This window comes from Streptosporangium sp. NBC_01469 (assembly GCF_036227305.1).
Taxonomy (GTDB): Bacteria; Actinomycetota; Actinomycetes; order Streptosporangiales; family Streptosporangiaceae; genus Streptosporangium.
Window position 1 is genome coordinate 5,118,053 of the sequence record NZ_CP109465.1, and the last position, 25,060, is coordinate 5,143,112.

At 70.1% G+C, this 25,060-nt stretch carries 22 protein-coding genes and 1 pseudogene; 13 read left to right on the forward strand and 10 right to left on the reverse strand.

Features of this window, described 5'->3' with window-relative positions; genetic code table 11:
• Positions 1–44: 44 nt before the first annotated feature.
• Together cmk and der are read left to right on the forward strand one after the other, a co-directional pair.
• On the forward strand, positions 45–701 hold the full coding sequence (gene cmk / locus OG587_RS22680; protein WP_329093385.1) for a (d)CMP kinase: 657 nt from the start codon (positions 45–47) through the stop codon (positions 699–701).
• A complete protein-coding gene (gene der, locus OG587_RS22685) occupies positions 698–2,125 on the forward strand; it encodes a ribosome biogenesis GTPase Der (protein ID WP_329093387.1) in 1,428 nt (475 codons plus the stop codon). The genes cmk and der overlap by 4 nt, the downstream gene beginning before the upstream one ends.
• Positions 2,126–2,289: 164 nt before the next feature.
• On the opposite strand, the gene hglS is transcribed toward der, so the two are convergent.
• Together hglS and OG587_RS22695 are read right to left on the reverse strand one after the other, a co-directional pair.
• Positions 2,290–3,681 (reverse strand): 2-oxoadipate dioxygenase/decarboxylase, encoded by a 1,392-nt coding sequence (gene hglS, locus OG587_RS22690; protein ID WP_329093389.1) that lies wholly within the window; start codon positions 3,679–3,681, stop codon positions 2,290–2,292.
• A gap of 186 nt (positions 3,682–3,867) precedes the next feature.
• Positions 3,868–4,794 carry a LysR family transcriptional regulator gene (locus OG587_RS22695; protein WP_329093390.1) on the reverse strand — a complete coding sequence of 309 codons (927 nt, stop codon included), beginning with the start codon at positions 4,792–4,794 and terminating at the stop codon, positions 3,868–3,870.
• A gap of 157 nt (positions 4,795–4,951) precedes the next feature.
• Here OG587_RS22695 and OG587_RS22700 point away from each other — a divergent pair, with 157 nt between their 5' ends.
• From OG587_RS22700 to OG587_RS22745, 10 genes and pseudogenes are all read left to right on the forward strand, one after another.
• Positions 4,952–7,843 carry an FAD-binding and (Fe-S)-binding domain-containing protein gene (locus OG587_RS22700; protein ID WP_329093392.1) on the forward strand — a complete coding sequence of 964 codons (2,892 nt, stop codon included), beginning with the start codon at positions 4,952–4,954 and terminating at the stop codon, positions 7,841–7,843.
• Between the two features lie 75 nt (positions 7,844–7,918).
• Positions 7,919–9,070 (forward strand): Glu/Leu/Phe/Val family dehydrogenase, encoded by a 1,152-nt coding sequence (locus OG587_RS22705; protein WP_329093394.1) that lies wholly within the window; start codon positions 7,919–7,921, stop codon positions 9,068–9,070.
• A 197-nt stretch (positions 9,071–9,267) separates the two neighbouring features.
• Positions 9,268–10,263: an ornithine cyclodeaminase family protein gene (locus OG587_RS22710; protein ID WP_329093395.1), complete on the forward strand. Its 996-nt coding sequence runs from the start codon at positions 9,268–9,270 to the stop codon at positions 10,261–10,263.
• Between the two features lie 79 nt (positions 10,264–10,342).
• Positions 10,343–11,836, forward strand: a complete 1,494-nt coding sequence (amaB, locus tag OG587_RS22715; protein ID WP_329093398.1) for an L-piperidine-6-carboxylate dehydrogenase — start codon at positions 10,343–10,345, stop codon at positions 11,834–11,836.
• Between the two features lie 251 nt (positions 11,837–12,087).
• Positions 12,088–12,186, forward strand: a pseudogene (locus OG587_RS22720) (hypothetical protein); the annotation flags it as partial.
• On the forward strand, positions 12,182–12,835 hold the full coding sequence (locus OG587_RS22725) for a branched-chain amino acid ABC transporter substrate-binding protein (protein WP_329093400.1): 654 nt from the start codon (positions 12,182–12,184) through the stop codon (positions 12,833–12,835). The pseudogene OG587_RS22720 and the gene OG587_RS22725, both read left to right, overlap by 5 nt.
• A complete protein-coding gene (locus tag OG587_RS22730) occupies positions 12,832–13,509 on the forward strand; it encodes a branched-chain amino acid ABC transporter permease (RefSeq protein ID WP_329093968.1) in 678 nt (225 codons plus the stop codon). Before OG587_RS22725 ends, OG587_RS22730 begins: the two co-directional genes overlap by 4 nt.
• Positions 13,415–13,615 carry a hypothetical protein gene (locus tag OG587_RS22735; protein WP_329093403.1) on the forward strand — a complete coding sequence of 67 codons (201 nt, stop codon included), beginning with the start codon at positions 13,415–13,417 and terminating at the stop codon, positions 13,613–13,615. The genes OG587_RS22730 and OG587_RS22735 overlap by 95 nt, the downstream gene beginning before the upstream one ends.
• The gene (locus tag OG587_RS22740) at positions 13,612–14,196 is read left to right on the forward strand and encodes an ABC transporter ATP-binding protein (protein ID WP_329093405.1); all 585 of its coding nucleotides are present in this window, start codon (positions 13,612–13,614) and stop codon (positions 14,194–14,196) included. The genes OG587_RS22735 and OG587_RS22740 overlap by 4 nt, the downstream gene beginning before the upstream one ends.
• A 14-nt stretch (positions 14,197–14,210) precedes the next feature.
• Positions 14,211–15,107: a LysR substrate-binding domain-containing protein gene (locus tag OG587_RS22745; RefSeq protein ID WP_329093407.1), complete on the forward strand. Its 897-nt coding sequence runs from the start codon at positions 14,211–14,213 to the stop codon at positions 15,105–15,107.
• A 23-nt stretch (positions 15,108–15,130) separates the two neighbouring features.
• Here the strand turns inward: OG587_RS22745 and OG587_RS22750 are convergent, their stop codons facing one another.
• From OG587_RS22750 to OG587_RS22760, 3 genes are all read right to left on the reverse strand, one after another.
• On the reverse strand, positions 15,131–16,681 hold the full coding sequence (locus OG587_RS22750; RefSeq protein ID WP_329093408.1) for an MFS transporter: 1,551 nt from the start codon (positions 16,679–16,681) through the stop codon (positions 15,131–15,133).
• A 2-nt stretch (positions 16,682–16,683) separates the two neighbouring features.
• Positions 16,684–17,364, reverse strand: coding sequence for an LppX_LprAFG lipoprotein (locus tag OG587_RS22755; protein WP_329093410.1), 681 nt, complete (start codon positions 17,362–17,364; stop codon positions 16,684–16,686).
• A gap of 213 nt (positions 17,365–17,577) precedes the next feature.
• Positions 17,578–18,147 carry a MarR family winged helix-turn-helix transcriptional regulator gene (locus OG587_RS22760; RefSeq protein ID WP_329424316.1) on the reverse strand — a complete coding sequence of 190 codons (570 nt, stop codon included), beginning with the start codon at positions 18,145–18,147 and terminating at the stop codon, positions 17,578–17,580.
• 163 nt (positions 18,148–18,310) lie between these two features.
• On the opposite strand from OG587_RS22760, the gene OG587_RS22765 reads away from it, so the two are divergent.
• Positions 18,311–19,276 (forward strand): cation diffusion facilitator family transporter, encoded by a 966-nt coding sequence (locus OG587_RS22765; protein ID WP_329093411.1) that lies wholly within the window; start codon positions 18,311–18,313, stop codon positions 19,274–19,276.
• Here the strand turns inward: OG587_RS22765 and OG587_RS22770 are convergent.
• The 5 genes from OG587_RS22770 to OG587_RS22790 all read right to left on the reverse strand — a co-directional run bounded on the left by OG587_RS22770 (position 19,259) and on the right by OG587_RS22790 (position 25,045).
• Positions 19,259–20,683 (reverse strand): aminopeptidase P family protein, encoded by a 1,425-nt coding sequence (locus tag OG587_RS22770; protein ID WP_329093412.1) that lies wholly within the window; start codon positions 20,681–20,683, stop codon positions 19,259–19,261. The two genes, OG587_RS22765 and OG587_RS22770, sit on opposite strands and share 18 nt — an antisense overlap.
• Positions 20,684–20,784: 101 nt before the next feature.
• On the reverse strand, positions 20,785–22,065 hold the full coding sequence (locus OG587_RS22775) for an ABC transporter substrate-binding protein (RefSeq protein WP_329093414.1): 1,281 nt from the start codon (positions 22,063–22,065) through the stop codon (positions 20,785–20,787).
• Between the two features lie 4 nt (positions 22,066–22,069).
• A complete protein-coding gene (locus OG587_RS22780; RefSeq protein WP_329093415.1) occupies positions 22,070–23,233 on the reverse strand; it encodes a branched-chain amino acid ABC transporter permease in 1,164 nt (387 codons plus the stop codon).
• The gene (locus OG587_RS22785; protein WP_329093416.1) at positions 23,226–24,116 is read right to left on the reverse strand and encodes a branched-chain amino acid ABC transporter permease; all 891 of its coding nucleotides are present in this window, start codon (positions 24,114–24,116) and stop codon (positions 23,226–23,228) included. The genes OG587_RS22780 and OG587_RS22785 overlap by 8 nt, the downstream gene beginning before the upstream one ends.
• Complete coding sequence (locus OG587_RS22790) at positions 24,113–25,045, reverse strand: ABC transporter ATP-binding protein (RefSeq protein WP_329093418.1); 933 nt, start codon at positions 25,043–25,045, stop codon at positions 24,113–24,115. The genes OG587_RS22785 and OG587_RS22790 overlap by 4 nt, the downstream gene beginning before the upstream one ends.
• Positions 25,046–25,060 lie beyond the last annotated feature (15 nt).

The following is a 25,060-nucleotide window of genomic DNA, read 5'->3' on the forward strand; positions in this document are numbered from 1 at the left end:
AGCCTCGTACGGACAACTGAAGCGGGCTGCAAGGGAGAGGCGTCGTGACCGGACTGGTCGTCGCCATGGACGGTCCTTCGGGATCGGGCAAGTCGAGCGCGTCACGAGGGGTGGCGCGGGCCTTGGGGCTGCGCTATCTCGACACCGGGGCGATGTACAGGGCGATCACCTGGTGGATGATCCAGCGGGGGGTCGACCTCGCGGACCCCGAGGCGATCGCGGCCAGGGCACTCGACCCGGTGCTCACGCTGGGCACCGACCCGGACGCCCCCGTGGTGGCGGTCGACGGCGTCGACGCCGTCGCGCCGATCCGCACCGCCGAGGTCACCGCGGCCGTCTCGGCGGTCAGCGCGGTGCCCGAGGTGCGGCGCCGTCTGGTGGCCGAGCAGCGTGAGATCATCGGCTCGGGTGGAATCGTCGTCGAGGGCCGTGACATCGGCACGGTGGTGGCGCCCGGCGCCGCGGTCAAGATCTACCTGACCGCGAGCGCGGACGCCAGGGCACTGCGCCGCACGGCGGAGCTCACCGGCACCACGGTGGCGGCGCAGCGGGCCGCGATGGCCCGCCGGGACACCCTCGACTCGACCAGGAAGGCAGACCCGCTGGCGAAGGCGGCCGACGCCGTCGAGCTCGACACCACGGCGCTGAACCTCGAAGAGGTCATCGCCGAAATACTGCGTGTGATTAAGGAAAAGGCGTGACCGGGGTATACGACGACGAAAACGGCTGGATCGACGCGGAGCTCGCCGATTCGGGGACCGATGACAGCTCTCAGCGGGATGTGGGGCCCGACACGGCCCCGCAGCCGGTCGTGGCCGTGGTGGGCCGCCCCAACGTGGGCAAGTCCACCCTGGTCAACCGGATCATCGGCCGCCGGGAGGCGGTCGTGGAGGACGTGCCGGGGGTGACCCGCGACCGGGTCACCTACGACGCCACCTGGCGGGGGCGCCGGTTCACGGTGGTCGACACCGGCGGCTGGGACCCCGAGGCGACCGGCATGGCGCTGAAGATCGCCGAGCAGGCCCAGGTCGCGGCCGAGTTGGCCGACGTGATCCTGTTCGTGGTCGACGCCGTCGTGGGCGTGACCGACGCGGACGAGATCGTCGGCCACGTGCTGCGCGGGTCCGGCAAGCCGGTCATCCTCGCCGCCAACAAGGTCGACAACCAGCAGATGGAGCTGGAGGCCGCCGGGCTGTGGGCCCTCGGCCTGGGCGAGCCGCAGCCGGTCTCGGCCCTGCACGGCCGCTCCAGCGGCGACCTGCTGGACGTGATCCTCGAGAAGCTGCCGGAGACGCCCGAGCAGCGCTTCGGCCCCGAGCGCGGTCCGCGCAGGGTCGCCCTGGTCGGCAAGCCCAACGTGGGCAAGTCCTCGCTGCTGAACAAGCTGGCGGGCTCCGAGCGCGTGCTCGTCGACCCGATGGCGGGCACCACCCGCGACCCGGTGGACGAGCTGGTCGAGCTCGGCGGCAAGACCTGGCGCTTCGTCGACACCGCCGGGATCAGGCGGCGCGACCGCGAGCTCAAGGGCGCCGACTTCTACGCGAGCATGCGCACCCGGGGGGCCCTGGAGCGCTCGGAGATCGCGGTGGTGCTCATCGACGCCAGCGACGTGCTGACCGAGCAGGACCTGCGGATCATCTCCCTGGTGATCGAGTCCGGCCGGTGCATGGTCGTGGCGTTCAACAAGTGGGACCTGCTCGACGAGGACCGCCGCTACTACCTGGAGAAGGAGATCGACCGCCAGCTCGTCCGCGTGCCGTGGGCGCTGCGGATCAACATCTCCGCGAAGAACGGCTGGCACGTCGACCGGATCGTCCCCGCGATCGAGAAGGCGCTCGACTCCTGGGCGACCCGGGTGCCCACCGCCAGGCTCAACGCCTTCCTGACCGACCTGGTCGCGGCCACCCCGCCTCCGGTCCGCAGCGGCAAGCAGCCCAAGATCCTCTTCGCCACGCAGGCGTCGACGGAGCCGCCGAAGTTCGTGCTGTTCACCTCGGGCTTCCTGGAGGAGACCTACCGCCGTTTCATCGAGCGCCGGATCCGCGAGGAGTTCGGCTTCGCCGGGTCGCCCATCGAGGTCACCATGAAGATCCGCGAGAAGCGCCAGGGGCAGAAGAAGAAGTAAGAACCTCACCGCGAACGGCCCGGCCTCTCCGCCGGGCCGTTCGTCTTTTTCTCTCAGGGTCCGATCAGGCCCGTCTCTCAGGGTCCGATCAGGCCCGCGCGGTTGGCCGGTCCCCTGTGCGCCGCCGCGCCGCCGTGGGTGATCGTGCTGGGATTCGTCGGGGGTCAGCCGTCGGCCGAGGGGGACAGCCCGAGTGCCCGGCGGGCCAGGCGCAGGGAGTCGTTCTGCTGCGCCGCGTAGAGGTCGAAGGGGTCGTGGACAGGGCGCTCGATGGTCTCGGAGAGCCGGCGCGCGTCGTAGTGGGCCCCGCTCCGGGTGGTGTCCCGGGTGCCCTCGTTGGCGAGGTTGGATTGGAAGATCCCAGCGGCCGAGCGGGGCAGGAAGTCCTCGTAGACGATGGGGTCGGCGGTGATCCAGCCCCCCTCCAGCAGACCGGGGAGGTCCGCGGGCGGCCGCTGCCCGTCGTGGGGACGTCTCGTGGCCGGTTGGTAGGTGAAGTACGCCATTTTCTCGGCGGCCAGTTGACGCTCGTCGCGAGGAAAGCGGGCCCGCCAGATGTCGCGGGCCAGGTCCTGTCCGGAGGCGCCGGGGTGGTCGGCGAGCCGCCGATCGGTCTCGGCGATGAGCTCGTCGTACAGTGCGCGTCCCACCTGGGTGAGGGCGATGCCGCGGGCCTCGACCTCGCCGAAGCGGACGCGCAGGGAACCGGTGGTGACGCCGCCGTCGGGCCGGCGGAACCTTCGCGGTTCGGCGAGCGCGCGGAAGGAGGTCTGCCGCAGCAGGACGTCCGGCCCCTCCCAGCGTGGAGGGCCCTGGATCTCGTCGATCATGACGATCCCACGGTCTCCCATGCGCCGGTAGAGCCGGTCGATGTCCAGTACGCGAGGGGTGAGGTGGTTGATGTGAGTGCTGGACACGCCGCCGATGTCGGCGGCGACGGCGGAGACGCGTTCCAGTTCGGCATACCAGGTCTGGTCGACGGGTTCGGCGGACAGTTCGAAGGCGGCGACGGCCAGGGTGAGGAAGCGTTCGGCCTGTTCCCGGGGCAGTCCCGCCTCGTGTTCGGCGCGGTGGGCGAGGTCGAGCAGTTCCGGTGCGAAGATCTCGCGGCGGGAGAGGAACGTCTCCAGGCGGGCCTGCAGATCAGCGTCGAAGAAGCGGCGATCGGCGGGAGTGAGCAGCGAGGTGAAGACCCGGAAGGGGTTGCGGGCCAGTTCGGCGGCGTCCAGGGGGCGGAAGGCGGTGGAGATCACCGGTATGGCACTGGAGGCCGCGTCACGCAGGTCGTAGAAACCTGCCGGGTGCATGCCGAGGGCGGCGAAGATCTGGGCCGCCTGACGCATCTCCTGAGGGGTACCGACGCGAATGGCGCCGTGGCGTTCCGCGGTGACCCGTTCGATGCTCCCGAGGCGTTCGGCGTCGGCGTTCTCGCGTGCGGCCTCGTGGTTGACCTCGCCGGCGACGTCGAGGAGCGTGGTGTAGGCGGGTACCTCGGTTCCGTACATGTCCGACAGGCGATGGGCGAATGCGGCGCGCAGCCGCCAAGTGGGGATCATGCGAGCCTCCTGGTGTGGTCGTTCCGTGGAACGGGACGCGGCCGGCAGCGGGGGCGGGGCCGCGTTCTCAGCCGGGGTTCTCAGCCTGGAGGGGAGGAATCCGAAAGCCAAGGCCAAGGAGACCGGTAGCTTTTGGCCGTGAGAGCAAGAGCTCCTTTCTCTTGGGACTCCCTTGGGGCGGCCCGATCATCCCTGCGGCGGGGCGAGCCAGGGACGGTTCCTCGGGACGGCCGCCCTGATGGCCCGCAACGCCGGCTGCAGGAGCGGGTTGACGTTGGCCCTGCGATAGGCCATCAGGACACGGCGGTGGGCCGGCGCGGAATCGACGGCCTGGGCGTGGACGCGTTCGTCGGGGATGTGTCCCAGCGCGGGCACGACGGCCACACCCAGGCCCGCTCCGACCAGCTGCCGCACGACGTCGTAGTTGTTGCTGCGCCGCGTTATGGCGGGCGCGAAACCGGCGGCGGCACACAGCCGCTCCAGTGAGATCGCCCCGTCGGTGCCTTCACGACTGGCGATCCAGTTCTCCGTACGCATCGCCGGCAACCGCGCCGTGGCCTCACCGGTGTCCGCGGGCCGTCGCCGGCGCGTCAGGAGCAGCAGCGCTTCGTGCAGCAGTGGCACCATCACCAGGTCTTCCGGCCACCGCTGGGGTACATGGCCGTATTCGTACAGCAGGGCGGCGTCCAACTCGCCGTTGACGAGCATCGGGGCCAGTTCCCGAGGCTCCCCCTCCTCCAGCAGGATCTCCGCCGCCGGGTGGTCCGTGGCCAGGGCCGCCAGCGCGGCGGGTACCAGTCGCACGCTGGCGGTGGGGAAGCTTCCCAGCCGCAGGCGGCCCACGCGTCCAGCGGCCAGGTCCCGCACCTCGTCCTCGAACTCGCCGAGCACCGCGAGCACGCGGCCGGTCCGTTCCACGAGCTGATCGGCCGCCGCGGTCGGACGGATTCCATGGGCCTCACGCTCGAACAGCACAAGGCCGCAGGCTCGCTCCAGCGCCGCCATCTGCTGGGACACACCGGAGGCCGTGTAGCCGAGTTCGCGTGCGGCGACGGCGAAGGAGCCGGTGCGGCAGACCGTCTCAAGGGTGCGCAGGTGGGTCGGATTCAACATCGGCACGCTCCATCAGGAGAAGGAACTCTTGCTCTCATGGCCAAAAGCTACCGGTCTCCTTGCCCTTGGCTTTCGGATTCCTCCCCTCCAGGCTGAGAACGCGGCCCCACCCCCTGCTGCCGGCCGCTCCCCGTGACCTTTTAGAACGGAGCCTCACATGGCGAGAACACCGGAGGCCGCCACGGCGCCACCGACCCGCGAAGCGGTCCTCGCCGCGCTGCGACGCACCGTCCGAGGCGAGACGACCGCTGATCCCGGCCGTCTCGCGCAGTACTCCGCGGACGCCTCCAACTACCGGCGGATCCCGCTGGGCGTGGTCTTCCCGCGAGACCGCGACGACGTGATCGCGGCGGTGGCGGCATGCCGGCGGTACGGCGTGCCGCTGACCTCTCGTGGCGCGGGAACCAGCACCTCCGGTCAGGCGATCGGGGCCGGGATCGTCGTGGACTTCTCCCGGTACTGCAACCGGATCCTCGAACTCGATCCGCGAGCGCGCACCGCACGGGTCGAGCCCGGCGTGATCCTGGACGACCTCCAGGCGGCCGCGGCTCCTCACGGCCTGGCGTTCGGTCCGGATCCCTCCACCCACAGTCGATGCACCATCGGCGGGATGATCGGCAACAACGCCTGCGGATCGCACTCCATCGTCTGGGGCCGCACCAGCGACAACGTCATCGAGCTTGAGGTCCTCACCTACGGCGGCACGATCCTCACCGTCGGCCCGATGACGAGTGGTGAGCTGGACGAGGCCATCGCCGAGGGCGGCGAGCGCGGCCGGCTGCTGGCCGGCGTACGCGACCTCGCGACGGGCAACCTGAGCACGCTGCGCACCGAGTTCGGCCGTTTCCCACGGCAGGTGTCCGGTTACGCGCTGGAGCACATCCTGCCTGAGGCACGCTTCAACCTCGCGCGCGCCCTGGTCGGTTCCGAGGGCACCTGCGCGGTGGTGCTGTCGGCCAAGCTCAGCCTGGTACAGCGTCCCCGTGCGCGGGCGATGGCCGTACTCGGATACCCCGAAGCGGCCGTGGCCGCGGACGCGGTGCCGTTCCTGCTCCGGCGATCCCCGATGACGCTTGAGGGGCTGGACCGCGCCCTGACTCGGATGGTCACACGCCCGGCCGCCCTGTCGGCCACCGATCGCCTCCCCGAGGGGGACGCCTGGCTGTTCGCCGAGGTCGGGGCGGACACCCCGGAAGAGGCCTTGCTCAAGGCCACCGAGCTGGCCGAGGAGGCCGAGCGGACCACGGGATTCCAGGGTGCGTACGTCACCGCCGACCCGGTCGAACAGCGGGCCCTGTGGGGTATCCGCGAGGACGCCGCCGGGCTGGCGACCCGGCTCCCCGACGGCTCGGAGGCGTGGCCGGGCTGGGAGGACGCCGCGGTCCCGGCCGAGCGGCTCGGCGCCTACCTGCGGGAATTCAACGACCTGATGGCTCGCTACGGCCTGCGAGGGGCTGTCTACGGCCACTTCGGTGAAGGCTGCCTGCACGTTCGCATCAACTTCGACTTCGCCACCACCCGAGGCACGGAGAGGTTCCGCGACTTCATGGCCGACGCCGCCCGTCTGGTCGCCGAGCACGGCGGTTCTCCTTCCGGGGAGCACGGTGACGGGCAGGCACGCTCGGAATTCCTGGAACTGGTCTACAGCGGCGAGGCCGTGGCCCTGTTCGAAGCGTTCAAGCACATCTGGGATCCCGACAACAAGCTCAATCCGGGGATGATCGTCCATCCTCGACGCTCCGACCACGACCTGCGCGTCACGCCGCACCGCACCGTGATCCCGCTGCGGACCGTGTTCTCCTACCCCGACGACGGTGGTGATTTCAGCCGCGCGGCGCGCCGCTGCGTCGGCGTCGGCAAGTGCCGCACCGGCAGCGCCGACGGGTCGGTGATGTGCCCCAGTTACCGGGTGACCCGCGACGAACGTGACTCCACCCGCGGCCGTGCGCGGCTCCTGTACGAGATGACGCAGGGCGAGGTGATCAGCGATGGGTGGCGCTCCCGGGAGGTCCGCGACGCACTGGATCTGTGCCTGTCATGCAAGGGCTGTAGCTCCGACTGCCCCGTCGGGGTCGACATGGCGACGTACAAGTCGGAGTTCCTGCACCACCACTACAGCGGTCGCGCGCGCCCGCTGTCCCACTACTCCATGGGATGGCTGCCGTTGTGGTCCCGGCTGGCCGCCCATGCCCCGCGCCTGGTCAACGCCGTCACGCGCTCATCGCTGGCGCCCCTGATCAAGCGGCTGGGCGGGATCGCGTCCCAGCGCGCCATTCCCTCCTTCGCGGGCGAGACCTTCCTGGACTGGTTCGGCCACCGCGACGGCGTGGACGAGGGTAAGCCGGTCCTGCTGTGGGTCGATTCCTTCAACAACCACTTCAGCCCGCACGTGTTGCGTGCCGCCGTCACCGTCCTGGAGGCCGCCGGCTTCCGGGTCCACGTTCCGCCCGGCACCCAGTGCTGCGGGCTGACCTGGATCAGCACCGGCCAGCTCAAGATCGCCCGCCGCATGGCCGGGCGTGCCGTCGCGGCGCTGGAAACCCTCCCGGACATGCCCGTCGTCGGCCTGGAACCAAGCTGTACCTCGGCCCTGCGCTCCGACCTGCCTCGACTGCTGGACACCCCGGCCGCGCGGAACGCCGCCGAGCGCGTCCACACCTTCGCGGAACTCCTCCTTCGGCACGCCCCCCACTACACGCCGCCGCGAATCGACGTCCGGTCCCTCAGCCAGACGCACTGTCACCAGCACGCCGACACCGGATTCGGTGCCGACAGCGAGCTGCTGCGGCGCGCGGGCGTGGACAACACGGTCCTGGACTCCGGCTGCTGCGGGCTCGCCGGGAACTTCGGCTTCGAAAGAGGCCATTACGACGTCTCGGCCGCCGCCGCCGAGCAGGTCCTGCTCCCCGCGCTGCGCGACGCCGAGCCGGAGACGCTGATCCTGGCCGACGGCTTCAGCTGCCGAACCCAGATCGACCAGCTCAGTGACCGCACCGCCGTGCACATAGCCGAACTGCTCGCCTCCGCCACCCCGAACCGCACCGGGTGACACGCGGGCGTTCATCAGCCCCCAGCCTGCTTCGCAGGACAGCCAGAAGCAGGACAGCCAGAAGGAGAATCAGCCGTGACGGACACGCTCGCGATGATCGACGAATGGGGACCCGAGAAAATCGTGGTCGTCTCACACCGCCGTAGCGGGATGAAGGGCGTGCTGGTCATCGACAACACCGCCCGAGGTACCGGCAAGGGCGGAACCCGGATGAGCCCCCACGTCACCGTTGCCGAGGTCGCCCGCCTCGCCCGTGTCATGACCTGGAAGTGGGCGGGCATCGACATGTTCCACGGCGGCGCCAAAGCGGGCATCGTCGCCGATCCGGCCTCACCCGACAAGGAGGGCGTCCTTCGCGCCTTCGTCCGTGCCCTGTCCAACGAGGTCCCCCGCGAGTACGTGCTCGGCCTGGACATGGGCCTGACCGAGAACGACGCGGCGATCGTTCAGGACGAACTGGGGGACCGGGGCGCCGCCGTCGGTACGCCCCACGAGCTCGGCGGCGTTCCCTACGACGTGTTGGGTGTCACCGGGTACGGGGTCGCGGAGGCCGCGGACGCCGCGGCCGAGGCCGGCGGGCTGTCCCTGACCGCCGCCCGGGTCGCCATCCAGGGCTTCGGCGCCGTCGGCCGCGCCGCCGCCCGGCGTCTGGCCGAACTCGGTGCGACCGTCGTCGCCGTCTCCAGCGCGCACGGCGCCATCCACGACCCGGCGGGCCTGGATGTCGAGCGACTTCTGAAGCTTCGCGAGATCCACGGAGACGCCCTGGTCAACGAGTACGGTTCCGTTCCCGTGTCCGCCCCGGGCACCGAACTCCTCGTGCCCTGCGACGTCCTTGTCCCCGCCGCCCTGCAGGACGTCATCGACACCGACATCGCGACCCGCCTGCGGGCCCGGATCGTCGTCGAAGGCGCCAACCTCCCCACGTCCCCCGACGCCCAGCGGATCCTGGCCGAACGTGGCGTCATCCTGGTCCCCGACTTCATCGCCAACGCCGGCGGTGTGATAGCCGCGGGCTTCGCCATGGACGCCCGCTACTCTCCCTTCCGGCCCGATCCGGCACAGATCTTTTCCCTCATCTCGGCGAAGCTGCGCGGCAACACCGAAGCGGTGCTGTCGGAGGCCCGTAGGCGGGACATACGCCCCCACGAGGCGGCGCTCCTGATCGCCCAGGAACGCGTCCGCGCCGCCATGCGGCTCAAGGGACGCGTCCCACTGGGGCAGTGATCATGACGGCGGACGTCCCGCTCCGGACCATCCAAAAGATCTTTAGTGGTATTCAAGTGATCTTGAGGGTCGTCCCTTCTCGACAGATCGATCGCATTAGTTTCACTAATGTGAACGGCGGATTTTTCGGTTGAACGATACCGGTCGGTCTCGCACAATCAAACGCACCGGATCCTGAGTAAGCACGGGGAGATTTCATGACCGAGACGGCGGGTAAAGCCGCGTTCGAGATCGTCAAAGGGGTTCGCGAGATCCTCACCCTCACCGAGGCGGAGGTAGAGGAGAACCTTGACCTGCAGGAGCTGCTGGACGGCCTGGAGGACGGGTTCCGCGGCCTTGAGCTGGGCGAGGTGCAGTCGCCTTTCAGACCGGAACTGACGGTCCCCGGCGAGGGCTTCTCGCTGGCCATGTCGGCTTGGCGGCCGGGCATGCAGATGTGCGTGAAGGTGGTGAACGTATTCGACAGGAACCTCGACATCGGGTTGCCCAATCATCTCGCCATGATTAATTTGTTCGACCCGCTCACCGGGGCGACGACCTGCGTCATGGACGGGACGTATATCACCGGGATTCGCACGGCGGCGTCCGCGGTGTTGTCCGCACGGCTGCTCGCGCGGCCCGACGCACGGGTCGCCACGATCGTCGGCGCGGGCGTCCAGGCTCGCGAACACCTGCGACTGCTGCCGTTGATCCGTCAGTTCGATCGCATCAACATCTGCTCACTCCACTTCGACGACGCCGAGCGGCTGGCCTCGCGCGACGAAACGGCACGCGCGTCAGCGGACCTGGAGGCGGCGGTACGCGAATCCGACGTCGTCTGCCTGGCGACACACGCGGCCGCACCGGTGATCGACCCCGACTGGCTGAAGGCGGGCACGCACGTTTCTTCCGTGGGCTACTACCCGCCGGAGGGCGAGCTGCCCAGGGAACTGGCCCGGCGGCACCGGTTGTTCGTGGAGTCCCTCGACGCGTTCGAACCGGTGCCCATCGGTTGCGCGGAGCTGTCCACCGCGGATCCCACCAAGTCCACGACGCTCGGCGCGGTCGCGGTCGACCAGCGTGCGGGCAGACGGGACGACACCGAGATCACCGTCTACAAAGCCATGGGAATCGGCATGGAGGACATGGTCGCGGCCAACCTGGCCTACCGTCGTGCGCTGCGCGACGGGGTCGGCGGAACCATGGCCTGGTAACGAGCTGAACCGGAGATTCATCGTGACAACATCCCCCCCGACGTCGGCTCACCCGCTATCCACCGAGGAACTACGCCAGATGGCTCGGGAGAGCCTGCGGCGGTGCGGCGTCGCCGTCGGCACCTCGGCACTGAGCGCCGTCACCGCACGCACGCCGGTGACCGGAGACGACCTGTTCGACATCCCCGCAGTAGGTGCCGCTGACGTCGAAGCCGCCGTCCGCGCCGCCCACGACGCGTTCCTCCAGTGGCGAACCGTACCCGCCCCGGTGCGCGGGAGACTGGTGAAGCGGTTCGGCGAGCTGGTCGACCGGCACAGGAACGACCTGGCCGAACTGATCATGATCGAGGTCGGCAAGATCCGCTCTGAGGCGCTCGGCGAAGTCCAGGAGATGATCGACATCTGCGACTTCGCCGTCGGGCTGTCCCGCTCCCTGGAGGGGCGCACCATGCCCTCGGAGCGACCGGGACACCGGCTGATGGAGACCTGGCATCCTCTGGGAGTCGTCGCGGTCATCTCCGCGTTCAACTTCCCGGCCGCTGTCTGGGCGTGGAACGCCGCGATCGCGCTCGTCTGTGGCGACACGGTCGTGTGGAAACCCTCACCGACGACAGTCCTGACCGCACTCGCCTGTTCCGCGCTGATGGAGCGCGCCACGACCGAGTGCGGGATGCCGTCCGACGTCAACCGGCTGGTGGTCTGTGACATTCCGGCGGCCGAAGTACTGCTGGACAGCCCTTTGGTGCCGCTGGTCAGTGCGACCGGCTCCGAGCGCATGGGCGCCGCGATCGCCCCTCGGGTCGCCCGGCGTTTCGGACGCTCGCTCCTCGAACTCGGCGGCAACAACGCCGCGGTGGTGGCGCCGTCGGCCGACCTCGACCTCGCGGTGCGTGGCATCCTGTTCGCCGCGGCGGGGACCGCGGGCCAGCGGTGCACCACCATGCGAAGAGTGATCGTCCATGAGTCGGTGGCGGACGAGCTGGTAGGGCGGCTCAGCAAGGCCTACGAAGGGCTTGTGGTCGGCGACCCGTTCGCCGAGACCACCCTGGTGGGTCCGCTCATCGACGGCGCCGCGTTCGGCGCCATGCGGCAGGCGCTGGATCACGCCGTCAACGACGGTGGCGAGATCGTCGCGGGCGGCACCAGGGTGTGCTTTGAGGGAGCCCCGCAGGCTTACTACGCCCGGCCGGCCATCGTGCGCATGCCCGGCCAGACCGGCATCGTGCGGCAGGAGACCTTCGCGGCGCTCCTGTACGTCATGACGTACGACACCTTCGAGAAGGCCGTCCGGCTGCACAACGACGTACCGCAGGGGCTCTCGTCCTCGATCTTCACCCTGGACCAGCGTGAGGCGGAGAGGTTCATCGCCGGCAGCGGCTCCGACTGCGGCATCGTCAACGTGAACATCGGCACCTCCGGCGCCGAGATCGGGGGCGCGTTCGGCGGCGAGAAGAGCACGGGGGGCGGCAGGGAGTCCGGCTCGGACGCGTGGCGAGGCTATATGCGGCGGGCGACCAACACCATCAACTACTCCTCCGCGTTGCCGCTGGCCCAGGGCATCTCGTTCGGCTGACGGAAACAGGGGACCCGCGGCACGAGAAGAGCCTCCAGTCATGACATGTCACACCTCATAGAAGGGAGGGGTCGCACATGCGTGCCATCCCTCTGAAGTCCCTCGCGGCGGTCGCCGCACTCGGCCTCCTGGCCACCGGATGTGGTCAGGGCCTGCTCGGTGGAGAAGCCGGCGGTGGCGGGAAAGAAGGCCCGATCGTTCTTGGCATGCTGATCCCGCAGTCGGGCGGCGAGGCCTCGATCGGTCCGTACATGAGTAACGCGGCGCAGCTGGCGATCGACGAGATCAACGCCAAGGGCGGGGTGCTGAGCCGGAAGCTGGAGTTGAGGACCGCCGACGACGCCTGTGACGCGCAGTCGGCCTCGGCGGCGGCGAACAAGCTGGTCACCGAGGGAGTCCACTTACTCCAAGGACATCGCGCTGCGTACCCAGGCGAGCCTCGGCTCGTCGGCCGTCATCGTCGAGGCGGTCACCCCGAAGGAGAGCGACTACAGCGCCAACATCACCAACGTGCTGGCCAAGAAGCCCGACTTCGTCTACTGGACCGGCTACTTCCAGGAGGGCGGCCTGATCGTCCGCCAGCTCCGGCAGGCCGGATACAAGGGCTCGATCATGGTCGGCGACGGCTCGGTCTCCCCCAAGCTGGTCGAGATCGCCGGAGACGAGGCCGCCGAGGGCCTCTACGCCACGATGACCCAGACGCCCGACACCCTCCGGGGTGCCGAGGGCTGGGTAGAGGCGTACAGGAAGAAGTTCAACGCCGAGCCGGGCCCGTACTCCAACCAGGCCTACGACGCGGTGCGGCTCGCCGCCGAGGCGGTGACGAAGGCGGGTGGCACCGACGGCGCCAAGGTGATCGGCGCGCTGGAGGCGATCGACGGTTTCCCGATGTTCTCCGGGCCGCTGAGGTTCACCCCCGAGCACACGTTGACCGGCGGGGGGTTCCAGATCCTGGTGGTCAAGAACGGTGTGTTCGCCCTGCAGGACGCGCTGACATGACGCAGCTGGTTTGGAACGGGTTGTTCGTCGGCTCGTTCTACGCGCTGGTGGCGTTGGGGTACAGCATGGTGTACGGGATCATCAAGCTGCTCAACTTCGCCCACGGCGACCTGTACATGCTGGGGGCGTTCGCTGGTTTCGCCATTCTCGGCGCGGTGGGTGGTGTGTCCTCCTCGATGGCTCTGCCGCTGCTGCTGGCGGTGCTGGTGGTGACGATGGTGGTCACCGGCCTGGCCGGGGTGGCGTTGGAGCGGATCGCCTACCGGCCGTTGCGTCGGGCGCCGCGGTTGTCTCTGCTGATCACCGCGGTCGGGGCGTCGTTCGCGTTGGAGTACGGGATGCGCGCGGTGGCCGGGGCCGACCCGCGGGTGTATCCGGTGCGGCTGGGCGGCACCTCGATGGAGGTGTTCGGGGCCAGGTTCACCGTGCAGCAGTTGGTGCTGGTCGGGGTGGCGGTGGCGTTGATGGCCGGGTTGAACCTGCTGGTCACCCGCACCCGTGAGGGCCGGGCGATGCGGGCCATCGCGTTGGACCCGCGTACCAGCGCGTTGATGGGTATCGATCCTGCAATCGGCGCTGGTGTTGATGGCCGTGGTGCTGGGCGGGATGGGCTCGGTGCCCGGCGTCGTGGTCGGCGCCGTGGTGATCAGCATCCTGCCGGAGGTCCTGCGTGACCTCGCCGACTACCGGTTCTTCCTGTTCGGCGTACTTCTCATCGCCTTCATGCTGCTGTGGCCGCAGGGGATCTGGCCGGCCCGTTCTCAGGAGGCGCTGCGATGAGTCTGCTACACGTCACCGATCTGCGTCTGGTCTTCGGCGGGCTGGTGGCCATCGACGGCCTGTCGTTCTCGGTGGACGAGGCGGAGATCGTCTCGGTGATCGGGCCCAACGGGGCGGGCAAGACGTCGGCCTTCAACTGCGTCACCGGCTTCTACCGGCCGACCTCGGGCCGGATCACCTTGCGTGGCAGGGATTTGGCGGGGTTGCGGCCCTCGGCGATCGCGGGGTTGGGCGTCGCGCGGACCTTCCAGAACCTGCGGCTGTTCGGCGGCGAGCAGCAGATGCTCACCATCGGCCGAGCCCTCATCACCGGACCCCGGCTGCTGCTGCTCGACGAACCGTCCATGGGCCTGGCCCCGCTCATCGTCGTCCAGGTCATGAAACTCATCGCCCAGATCAACGCCGAGGGCACCTCCGTCCTGCTCGTCGAGCAGAACGCCACCGCCGCCCTCAAGATCGCCCATCGTGGGTACGTCATCGAGAACGGTGCGTGCGTCCTGGACGGCCCCGCCGCCGTGCTGCGCAAGGACCCCAGAGTGGCCGAAGCCTACCTGGGCGGCATGACACATGAGAAGAACTAATGTAACTTCCAGCTATGGAGGTAGACTCAGGCACTTTGACAAAGCTCCGAGCTTTCGAAGCGGTCGGCCGGCACCTTAGCTTCACTAAAGCCGCCGAGGAGCTGTACGTGACGCCGGCGGCCCTCAGCCATCACGTCCGCCACCTCGAAGAGGAGCTTGGGGTTCCGCTCGTCACGCGCCTGCACCGGCGCATCGAACTCACCAAGAGCGGCAAGAAGCTCCTCCCGGAGTGCTCACAGGCGCTTCAGATCCTCAGCCGCGCGGTGAGCGAACTGAAGCGAACCGACCAGAAGGAGACTCTTACCGTCAGCGTCGCCCCATACTTCTCGGCGAGGTGGCTGACGCCACGGCTTGGCAGGTTCTGGTCCCACCACCCGGACATCGACCTGCGGCTCCACCACGCCTACCAGCCCGCCGACTTTCTCACCGACAACCTGGACGCGGGGATCAACTGGTGTCCGGGCAACTGGCCCAACGCGGAAAGCACCCTGGTGCTGCACGGAAGGCTGACGATCGTGTGCGCTCCCGAATACCTGAAGCGGCTGCCACCCGATCCCTCGCCGCGCGACCTGCTTGACCACAAACTCATGTTCGAGTTCGACATCGACCATCTGACCAGCTGGTTCGGCGCCGCCGGCGTCGAACTCCCCGAACCGCCCAGAGCCGACCAGGTGGACGACTCACACACTTTGCGGCAGCTCGCCCTCGACGGCCACGGTGCCGCCCTCTTCTTCTCGGACCTGCTTCATGAGGACCTGAGGGCCGGCCAGCTCGTCCGGCCGTTCGACGTCGAGATCGATCCAGGCAGCGCGTACTACCTGATCAGACCGAAGGACCGTCCGGTCGGACGACGGCTGAAGCTGTTCACCGCATGGCTGATGAGCGAGATCGCCACCAGTCCCTACGTCTGATCACGCGTGGGATGCCAAAACCGTCAGGCCCCGTCCACCCGCCCTGACCCGCGCGGCAGCAGCAGCGCGACCAGCACCCCCACCCCGCACAGGACGGCCGTGATCAGGAAGATCTCGCTGTACTCGGTGTGCAGTGCCGCCTTCACCGCGCTCTCGTACTCGGCGAGCCGCTCGGCGTAGACGACGGGGTCCACGCCGAAGGGCAGCGGGGTGTCCAGGTCGGCGGTGAGCGACTGGAAGCGGTGGAAGCCCCACGCCGACAGCCCGGCGACGCCGAGCAGCATGCCCATCATCCGGGCCACGACCACCGCGGCCGAGGCGACCCCGTGCTGGGCGGCGGGTACGGCCCGCAGCACCGCGGAGGAGACCGGGGCGATCACCAGGCCGAGGCCGAGGCCCGCGACGACCAGGTCGGCGTCCATGCGGTATCCGGCCGAGGCCAGATCCAGGGGCCACTGGCCGATGCGTGCGTACCCGGCCGTGGCCACCGCGAGCCCGATCACCGTAACCGCGCGCTCGCCGTAGCGGCGGGCCATGAGACCGCCCACCAGCGCGGCCACCGAGAGCGCGACGAGGAAGCGCGACAGCACCAGGGCGCCGTCCAGGGCGTCGAGGCCCAGCAGCGTCTGCGCCGACAGCTGCACGTCGACCAGGGTGACCAGCAGCGCGGCGCCGGTCAGGAAGCTCACCCCGAGCGTGGCGAAAAACGGGCCGCGCGACACCCCCGTCATGTCGATCAGCCGGGTCCTGGAGCGCCACTCCCACCCGACGAACGCGGCGCCGGACACGACCCCGGCGACGATCATGGGCATGCCCCACGGAGGGAGGACCGATCTGCCCGGGTCGGGGTTGTAGAGGCCGGCGACGAGCAGGCCGAGCGCGAGCGCGAGCAGCAGCCCGCCGACCACGTCGACGCGCCTCCCCGTCCCGCGGGCCCGGTCGCGGGCGGGCGCCGGCACCGACCGCTGCACGGCGACCGCGGCCAGGGCCACCAGCGGGATGTTCAGCCAGAAGATCGACCGCCAGCCGCCGAGCTGCACGCCGCCGACCTGGAGGCCTGCCGGGATCAGGGCGGCGAGGGCCGCGCCGTACAGGGGGCCCAGCACGCTGCCGAGCTCCTGGGCCGACCCCACCGCGCCGAGCGCCACCGGGCGCTCGTCCTCGTCCCACAGGTCCCCGATCAGGGCCATGGTGATGGGCAGCAGCGCACCGCCCGCCACCCCCTGCAGGGTCCGGCCCGCGACCAGCCAGGGCACGGTCTCGCCCAGTGCGGTGACGACCGAGCCCACGGCGAAGCCCGCCAGGCACAGGTGGATGAGCGGGCGCCTGCCGTACCGGTCGGAGAGCTGGCCCAGCAGCGGCATGGCCGCGATGTAGCCGAGCAGGAAACCGGTGACGATCGGGGTGGCCCGCTCCAAATGGTTGAGGGGAACGTCGACGTCCCTGGCGATGTCGACGAGGACGGTCACCACGACGTACGCGTCCAGGGCGGCCAGCAGCACCGCGGTGCCGCCGACGCCGAGGGCGGTCCGCCGCCGGGCCGGGGAGGCGTTCCCCGGGGCGGTGCGGGTCACCGTCACTCCGCCGGAGCGGTGACCTGGACCGGCACGTCGTAGTCGCTGAAGGCCACGATCACCTTGCCTCCGGTCAGGGGCAGGTCCGCCTTGAGCAGCCGGTTGGTGGCCCTGTCGATCCAGAGCACGGCGTCGACGCTCTGGGCGAGACCGGGCACCATCGTGGCGAGCACCTGCTGGGAGAGCGTCGCCGAGACCCGGTAGGCGTCGACGCCGTCCAGCTTCTCCGCCGCCTGGGTCTTCGCGTCCAGCGCGTTGGTCAGCAGCTGCACGACGCCCTTCTCCGGGTTGAGGATGGCGGACGGGTCGTAGATCGCCGCCAGCTGGCTCCGCGACATCTGCTGGAAGCCACCGGTCACGCCCTTGAAGTGGACGGTCTCCCCGATCAGCACGAAGTTGATCTCCTGGAGGCTGCCCATCACGTCGATCTGGAGGGTGCCGTCCGCGTCGCCGGTCCCGCTGAGACGGCCGGAGGCCTTCTTGACCGGTACGGGCGGCGTGCCCTCGGTCTCCATCGAGAAGGCGGCGGACTTCACGGCGCGCGTCGCGTCCGCGGACTTCCTGACCAGCTCGGCTCCGTTGGGGAGGGCCGTCGTGCCGTCGGAGGCACCACCGCCGCTGCACGCGGTGACCAGGAAGGACGCGGCGATCACCGCGGTGATGAGGATCCGGCGAGCAGACATGGGCGGATCGTAACGACACTCCGGTCTACTAACGAGTAACGACCGGTATCGGTTTCGCGTCGGCGGACGCCTTCGAGGGGCCCACCCGTCGGTTTCGCGTCGGCGGAAGGTTCCTGGAAGCCCCTGAGAGCCGCACCCTCCCGGTGCCGCTCCTGGACCTCCTTGAGGGTTCCACTCGTCGGCTCGTCAGCGGGCGGCTCTTGGCGGCTCGGGTCAGCGGATGCTCTTGAGGTGCTCCACCACCGGTGCGTACGCCGCCTCCAGCTCGATCAGCTGTTCGTCGGTGAGCAGGTCGATGAAATGCCGGCGCACGCCGGCCACGTGGTGTGGCGCGACCTTCTGGATGGTGGCCCAGCCGTGCTCGGTGAGGACGGCGAAGGTGCCGCGCCGGTCGTCGGCGCAGGTCTCCCTGGCGACCAGGCCGGCGGCCTCCATCCGGGAGATCTGGTGTGACAGGCGGCTGCGGGACTGGATCGTGGCCTCCGCCAGATCGCTCATTCGCATGCGGTGACCGGGGATCTCCGACAGGTTCACCAGGATCTCGTAGTCGTTGACCGAGAGCCCGAAGGGCTGGAGCTCACGGTCGAGGCGATGGTCGAGGAGCTTGTGCGCGGCGAGGTGGGCGCGCCATGCCCGTTGCTCGACGGAGGACAGCCAGCGGGGCTCCTGGTCGTTCACCGGTCGCTCACCACTTTCGTTCACCGCGCGGGTGGTCGCGACTGCGACGGGTCCGTCCCCCAGCCGACCACTCCGCTCGCCGGGCGGGGCTTGCTTCAGGGTCATAGATCAGAATCTACCTCAGAAGGCGCCGATCGCTCGTGGTAGTGGTCCGGCGACGTGGCGGAACCCGCACGTTTCCCCGCCGCCGGTCCCACCCCGGTGACCAGGCGGGATCGGCCGCGCCACCACTGGGGGGTAAGGGGTGAGGTGCACATAAAGTAACCGTATGCCGGAAATGACGGAAAATGGGGTGGACGGCGACAAGGGCGGTTCGGAAAGCCTCGCCACGGTGGTCGTGGCGGGTCTGGCCAACCTCGCGATCGCGGTGGCCAAGCTGGTCGCCGGTCTGGTCAGCGGCTCGTCGGCGATGCTGTCCGAGGCCGCCCACTCGGCCGCGGACACCGTCACCGAGGCCCTGCTGTTCGTCGCGGTGCGCAGGAGCGGGCATCCCGCCGACGCGCGGCACCCGTTCGGCTACGGCAAGGCGGGGTTCTTCTGGGCGCTGATGGCGGCCTTCGCCACCCTCATCGGCGGAGCCGGATTCTCCATCACCCACGGGGTGCACGAGATCCTCACCGGGGAGAGGCTCACCGACCTGACGGTCTCGTACGTGGTCCTCGCGGTCTCGTTCGTGATCGAGGGGATCTCGTTCCGCAGGGCCCTCACACAGGTGCGGGGGGAGGCCCGCCGCCATGAGGTGAGCCCGCACTCCTACGTCGCCAGGACCTCCGACACGGCGCTGAAGGCCGTGCTCTTCGAGGACGCGGCCGCCCTGGCCGGGCTGCTGATCGCCGCGGCCGGCCTGCTGGCCTCCCAGCTGACCGGCTCGTCCGTCTGGGACGGGACCGCCTCCGTGGTGATCGGCCTGCTGCTCCTGTGGGTCGCGATCCACCTCATCCGCACCAACGTCTCCCTGCTGATCGGCCAGTCCGCGCCCGAGGGGCTGACGGAACGGATCAGGGAGGAGATCGCCGCCATGCCCGAGGTCGAGAACGTGGTCGAGCTCCTGACCATGATGCTGGGGCCCGGCGAGATACTGGTCGCGGCCCGCGTCGACTTCGTGGACGACACCACGGGGGCGGGGCTGGAGCGGGCCGCCGACCGGGTGGAACGCACGCTCAAGGAGCGGTTCCCCCCGGTGGCGCAGGTCTTCCTCGACCCCACCCCCGGCCGCTCAGCCCGCGATGCCTGAGGCCTCCATCCACCTCTCCACCTCGTCCGGGTGGCGGGGCAGCCCGGACGACATGAGGCGGGCGCCGTCGGCGGTGACGACGAGGTCGTCCTCGATGCGCACGCCGATGCCGCGCAGCTCCGGCGGCAGCGTCAGGTCGTCCGGCTGCAGGTAGAGGCCGGGCTCGACGGTCAGCACCTGTCCTTCCTCCAGCACGCCGTCCAGATAGACCTCCGCGCGGGCCCTGGCGCAGTCGTGCACGTCCATGCCGAGCATGTGGCCGCTGCTGCACAGCGTGTAGCGGCGGTACAGGCCGCTCTCCGGCTCCATCGCCTCGTCCGCGCCGATCTTCAGCACGCCCCAGTCGTGCAGTCCCTCCGCGATGACCCGCATGGCCGCGCGGTGGAAGTCGCGGAAGCTCGCACCGGGGCGCAGGGTGGCGATCGCCGCCTCCTGGGCCTCGTACACCAGCTCGTAGACCTGGCGCTGGACCGGGCTGAAGCGCCCGGACAGCGGGAGGGTCCTGGTGATGTCGGCGGTGTAGAGATGATCGGTCTCCACGCCCGCGTCGAGGAGCAGCAGCCCGTTGCCGTCCAGCCGCCCGTCGTTGCGGATCCAGTGCAGCACGCACGCGTTGGCGCCGGAGGCCACGATGCTGTCGTAGCCGACCGCGTTGCCCTCCAGGCGGGCGCGGAGGCCGAAGACCCCCTCCAGGTAGCGCTCGCCGCGCCGGTGCCCCAGCGCGGCGGGCAGGGCCCGCGCCACGTCCTCGAACCCGCGCGTGGTCGCGTCGACCGAGAACTGCAGCTCGGCGATCTCCCACTCGTCCTTGACCAGCCGCATCTCGGACAGGAACGTCTCCAGCTCGTCGTCACCGCCGCCGGGCGAGACCCGTCCGTCGACGGACGCGTCCACCCCGCGCAACACCCGCGCGGGCCCGCCGAGCGCGTCGCCCAGCCTGTCGATCGGCGCGCAGGCGATCTGGTGGAGAGCCTCCGCCTCGGCCAGGTCGGGACGGCGGCCCACCCAGAACTCGCCGTAGCGGCGGTCGCGGTAGAACTCCTGTCCGGCCTGTCCCGGCGCCGACCGCGGCGAGCGGGGGCGCAGGAACAGCGTGGCCTCCCCGGAGGGCTCGACGACCAGCACGTCGTCGGGCTCCTGGTCGCCGGTGAGGTAGGCGAAGGCGCTGTGCGCCCGGAACCGGTAGTCGCTGTCGTTGCTGCGCGCCTTGAGCGTGCCGGAGGGGACGACCAGCCGCTCGCCGGGAAAGCGGGCGGCGAGCGCGGCACGCCGCTTGGCGGTGTAGGCGGCCTGCGGCAGCGGGGCCAGGTCGTCGCGGTGCGTGTCGGCCCAGCCGGTGTTCATGAACGCGGCGAGGGCGTCGGAGACCGGCAGGTCGTGGCTGCCGGTGTTGAGCTTCTGGGTCATCGTGTCCCCGGGCGCGGAGGTCTTCTGGATGCCGACACGCTAGCTCGGAGCGGTGCGGCCCGCACCCCTGGCGGGTTACGGAGCCGCACCGCGGACCGGGGTCAGCCCACCGGGACCCGGTACTCCTTGGCCAGGTCGGACGTCGCGGCCTCCTTGAAGACGACCGCGCCGCCCAGGGCGGCCTTGTCCGGCTTGGCCACGTACGACAGCAGCGAGGCGGGCTTGTCGAACGTGGTGAAGTCCATGACCGTGCCGAACTCCGCGCCCCAGGCCGACCGGCCGCGGTGCGCGGCGACCACGGCGCCCCGGGTCAGGTCCTTGCCCTCGCACGCCTTCTTGAGCGCGTCGACGACGATCGCCGCCGCCGAGTAGCCCGAGGGGACGCCGCTGTCGATGGCCGTGTCCGGATACTTCGCCGCGTAGTCGGCGGCCAGCTTCTTCATGGCGGGCATGTCGGAGCTGATCGGCGTGCCGGCGGTCATGTAGTAGAAGTCCTTCAGCAGGGCGGGCCCGGCCGGGGTGGGCAGCAGCTGCGGGGAGTAGGCCGAGTTGCTGCCGACGAACGGCACGTCCATGCCCTTGGCGAGCGAGACGCCGACGAGCGAGGCGGTCTGCTTGGGGCCGACGGAGACCAGGACGGCCTTGACGCCCTCCGCCTTGAACGCGGCGACCTGGGCGCTCATGTCCTGGTCGGTGGCCTTGATCTTCTGCTCCACGAGCGTGAGGCCGAGCTTCTCGGACGCGTATTTGGAGCCGTTCAGCGCGCTCTCGCCGTAGTCGCCCTCGAAGTACAGATGACCGATCCTGTCCCCGGACTCGATGCCCTTCTCCCTGGCCAGGAAGTCCACCCCGTTGATCATGTCGATGTCGTAGGTCGTCCCGGTGACCTGGATGGACCTGCTGCCGAGCAGCCCGGTCGCCCAGGCCTGCGGGATGGTGAGCATCTGGTCGGCCTCGATGCGCTGTTTGAGCGCGTTGACCATGGGCGAGCCGACGAAGTGGGCGATCGCCACCACCTTCGGGGCGATCTCGGTGTAGGCCGCGACCGCCTTCTGCGCGTCGTAGCCGTGGTCGCGCACCAGGGCCTCCAGCTGCCGCCCGCACACGCCCCCGGCCGCGTTCGTCTGCTCGAAGTACAGCTGCTGCGCCTGGGTCAGGCTCTTGCCGAACGAGGCGTACGGGCCGGTGAGGTCGGTCATGAGACCGATCGTGATCCTGTCGGCGGTGACGCCGGGCCCCGTCTTCACGCCGTCCCCCCCGACGACGGAGGGGGCGGCGCCCCCGCTGCCCCCGGTGGCCTTCTCGCTGGCGCACGCGGTGACGGCCAGGGCCAGGGCGGCGAGCGCCGCGACGTGTCGGACCGGGGTTCTTGGGATCTTCATGTCATCAGTTCCTTGTGTCGGGAGAGGGGGAGGGGGACGGCGGGGTCTTCGTCGTCGCGGTCGTCGCGGTCGTCGGGGAAGTCGCGGAGGCCGGGGGAGCGGAGGCGGGGGTGAGCCTCCGGCCGGCGGCCACGCGCAGGCGTCCGGCGAGGCCGAGCAGCCCGCCGGGCAGGAAGAGGACGATGACGACGACGGCGGCGCCGTACAGGATGCGGGCCGCCTCGGCGGGCGACACCCCGCCCGAGCCCGGCTCGGCCACCAGCGGCAGGGCGTCGCTGTAGCGGCTGAGCAGCTGGGGGAGCATCGAGATGAAGAACGCGCCGATCACCGCGCCCGCGACGGAGCCGAGACCGCCGATGATGATCATCGCCAGGTAGTCGAGGGAGAGCAGCAGGCCGAAGTAGTCGGGCACGGTGCGCTGGAAGACCAGTGCGATCAGGACGCCGGCCAGCCCTCCGTACATCGACGACAGCACGAACACCCCGGCGCGGTAGCGGGCCACCGGCACGCCCATCACCCCGGCCGCGATCTCGTGGTCGCGGATGGTGTTCATGGCCCGCCCGGGACGGCCGCGCAGCACCCCGCGGGCGAACAGCGCCGCGCCGGTCAGCAGGACCAGCCCCAGGAACCAGAGCCGCTCCAGCGAACCGAACGGCACCTGGGCCACCACCAGCTCGGGGGTGTCGGCGAACGCGAACCCGAACAGCTCCATCGGCGGCACCGCCCGCCCGTTGTAGCCGCCCGTCACGGGTTCGGCGTTGAACAGCACGTGCTGGCCGACGAAGATCAGCGCGAGGGTGGCGATGCCGAGGTAGGCGCCTTTCAGGCGTCCCGCGATGGGGCTGAACACCCCGCCCGCGACGCCCGCCGCGAGCACCGCGAGCAGCGCCGCCACGGGCGTGGGCAGGCCCAGGCCGCCGAGGGCGTGCGCGCCGCCCTCCGGCTCCGAGGCGAAGTAGACGTAGGCGTACGCGCCGACCGCGAGGAAGAACGCGTGGCCCATGGACAGCTGCCCGGTGGCGCCGGTGAGCAGGTTGATGCCGATCGCGCCGATCGCCGCCGACATCGCGAAGAGCCCGGCCTGCAGCCAGAAGCCCTCCAGGTAGAACGGTACGGCGACGGCCACCGCGACCAGCGCGACGCAGGAGAGGACGACCTTCTTAGACACGTGCCAGCTCCCTCGTCCCGAACAGCCCGGCGGGGCGGATGAGCAGGACCACGATCATCACGAGGAACGGCGCGACGTCGCCGATGCCCCGGCCGAGGAAGGCCAGGTCGTTCTGGTAGCCGCTCATCATGGCCTCGGTGACGCCGATTATCAGCCCCCCGGCCAGCGCTCCCGTGGTGGAGTCGAGGCCGCCGAGGATCGCCGCGGGGAACGCCTTCATCGCCGCGAACGTGGTGCTGCGGTCCAGCCCCGGGGTGGGGAAGACGCACAGGAAGAGCGCGGCGACGGCGGCGAGCGCCCCGGCGACCGCCCAGGCCCCCATCGAGACCCGCCCGCGCCGCACGCCCATCAGCGCGGCGGTCTCCGCGTCCTCCGCGGTGGCACGCATGGCGATGCCCCAGTTCGTGTACTTGAACGCCAGCAGGAAGGCGGCGATCAGGGCCGCCGCGACGGCGAGCGCGACCACCCGGGTCTGGGCGACGCTGACGGCTCCCAGATGCAGCACCCGGTCGCGCCACGGGTCGCCCAGGGCGAGCACGTCGGTGCCGATCTGTCTCGTCAGCTCGGTCGTCAGCACGATGTCGACGCCGATCGTCACGATCGCGAGGACGCTGTGCGAGGCGACGTTCGCCCTGCGGATGATCAGGAACTCGATCAGGGCGCCCACGACGGCGGCTCCGGCGACGCCGAGCAGCAGGGCGGTCCAGAAGCCGACCGACGGGTGCGCCTTGGCCACGATGAAGCCGCCGACCAGCAGCAGTGAGGCGTGCGCGAAGTTCACCACCTCGGTCGCCTTGAAGATGATGACGAAACCCAGGGCGATCAGCGCGTACACGGCCCCGACGGAGATCCCGTTCACCAGGAGTTCGAGAAAAGTGATCACGAGGCGACCTCCTCGTCCTTGCCCGTCGCGCCCTCGTCCTTGCCCGTCGCGCCCTCGTCCTTGACGGTCTCGGCGGTCGTGTTCTCGTCTTCGGTGCTCCGGGCGGTGGCGCTTTTGGCGTTTCCGGCCGTCGTGTCCTTGATCGCGGCGCCTTCCGCCGCCGCGCCAAGGTAGGCGCGGATCACCTCGGGGTCGTTCTGCACCCGGCCCGGAGGCCCGTCCGCGATGCGCCTGCCGAAGTCCAGGACCGTCACCGCGTCGGCGAGCCGCATCACGATCCCCATGTCGTGCTCGACCAGCAGGATCGAGATGCCGAGGCTCTCCCGTACCGCGACGATCAGCTGGGCCATGTCGCGGCGCTCGCCGCCGGTCATCCCGGCGACCGGCTCGTCCAGCAGCAGCAGCCGGGGCTCCATGCACAGGGCCCGTGCCAGCTCCACGCGCTTCTGCACGCCGTACGGCAGCAGCCCGACGGGTGTGGCCAGCCGCTCGGAGAGCCCGACGAACGCGGCGATCTCGGTCACCCGCTCGCCGTGCGCGGCCGCCTCGCGCCGGGCCTGCGGCAGCCGCAGCCCGGCCGAGAGGAACCCAGCGCGGGTCAGCCGGTGGCGGCCGAGCATGAGGTTGTCCCGCACCGACAGGCGCGGCGACAGGGCGATGTTCTGGAAGGTGCGTGCCACGCCCAGGGCGGCGATGCGGTGCGGGGCCAGGGAGGTCAGCTCCGCGTCGCCGAACCGCACGCTGCCCGAGGTGGCCCGGTAGACGCCCGACAGGACGTTGAAGCAGGTCGACTTGCCCGCCCCGTTGGGCCCGATCACCGCGTGGACGCTGCCGGGCTCGACGCTGAAGCCGACCGTGTCCAGCGCGGTGAGCCCCGCGAAGCGCACGGTCACGTCACGCACGTCGAGCCGGGGAATGGAAGTATCCATACCGTCCGGTTGGTA

Bases quoted from the DNA above. Each gene is read 5' to 3' on its own strand.
- OG587_RS22745 (WP_329093407.1), top strand. From the start codon at position 14,211: ATGGAGGTAGACTCAGGCACTTTGACAAAGCTCCGAGCTTTCGAAGCG.
- OG587_RS22730 (WP_329093968.1), top strand. From the start codon at position 12,832: ATGACGCAGCTGGTTTGGAACGGGTTGTTCGTCGGCTCGTTCTACGCG.
- OG587_RS22770 (WP_329093412.1), bottom strand. From the start codon at position 20,683: ATGACCCAGAAGCTCAACACCGGCAGCCACGACCTGCCGGTCTCCGAC.
- OG587_RS22700 (WP_329093392.1), top strand. From the start codon at position 4,952: ATGGCGAGAACACCGGAGGCCGCCACGGCGCCACCGACCCGCGAAGCG.
- OG587_RS22775 (WP_329093414.1), bottom strand. From the start codon at position 22,065: ATGAAGATCCCAAGAACCCCGGTCCGACACGTCGCGGCGCTCGCCGCC.
- OG587_RS22760 (WP_329424316.1), bottom strand. From the start codon at position 18,147: ATGACCCTGAAGCAAGCCCCGCCCGGCGAGCGGAGTGGTCGGCTGGGG.
- OG587_RS22765 (WP_329093411.1), top strand. From the start codon at position 18,311: ATGCCGGAAATGACGGAAAATGGGGTGGACGGCGACAAGGGCGGTTCG.
- OG587_RS22790 (WP_329093418.1), bottom strand. From the start codon at position 25,045: ATGGATACTTCCATTCCCCGGCTCGACGTGCGTGACGTGACCGTGCGC.
- hglS (WP_329093389.1), bottom strand. From the start codon at position 3,681: ATGATCCCCACTTGGCGGCTGCGCGCCGCATTCGCCCATCGCCTGTCG.
- OG587_RS22695 (WP_329093390.1), bottom strand. From the start codon at position 4,794: ATGTTGAATCCGACCCACCTGCGCACCCTTGAGACGGTCTGCCGCACC.
- OG587_RS22755 (WP_329093410.1), bottom strand. From the start codon at position 17,364: ATGTCTGCTCGCCGGATCCTCATCACCGCGGTGATCGCCGCGTCCTTC.
- amaB (WP_329093398.1), top strand. From the start codon at position 10,343: ATGGCTCGGGAGAGCCTGCGGCGGTGCGGCGTCGCCGTCGGCACCTCG.
- OG587_RS22740 (WP_329093405.1), top strand. From the start codon at position 13,612: ATGAGTCTGCTACACGTCACCGATCTGCGTCTGGTCTTCGGCGGGCTG.
- OG587_RS22710 (WP_329093395.1), top strand. From the start codon at position 9,268: ATGACCGAGACGGCGGGTAAAGCCGCGTTCGAGATCGTCAAAGGGGTT.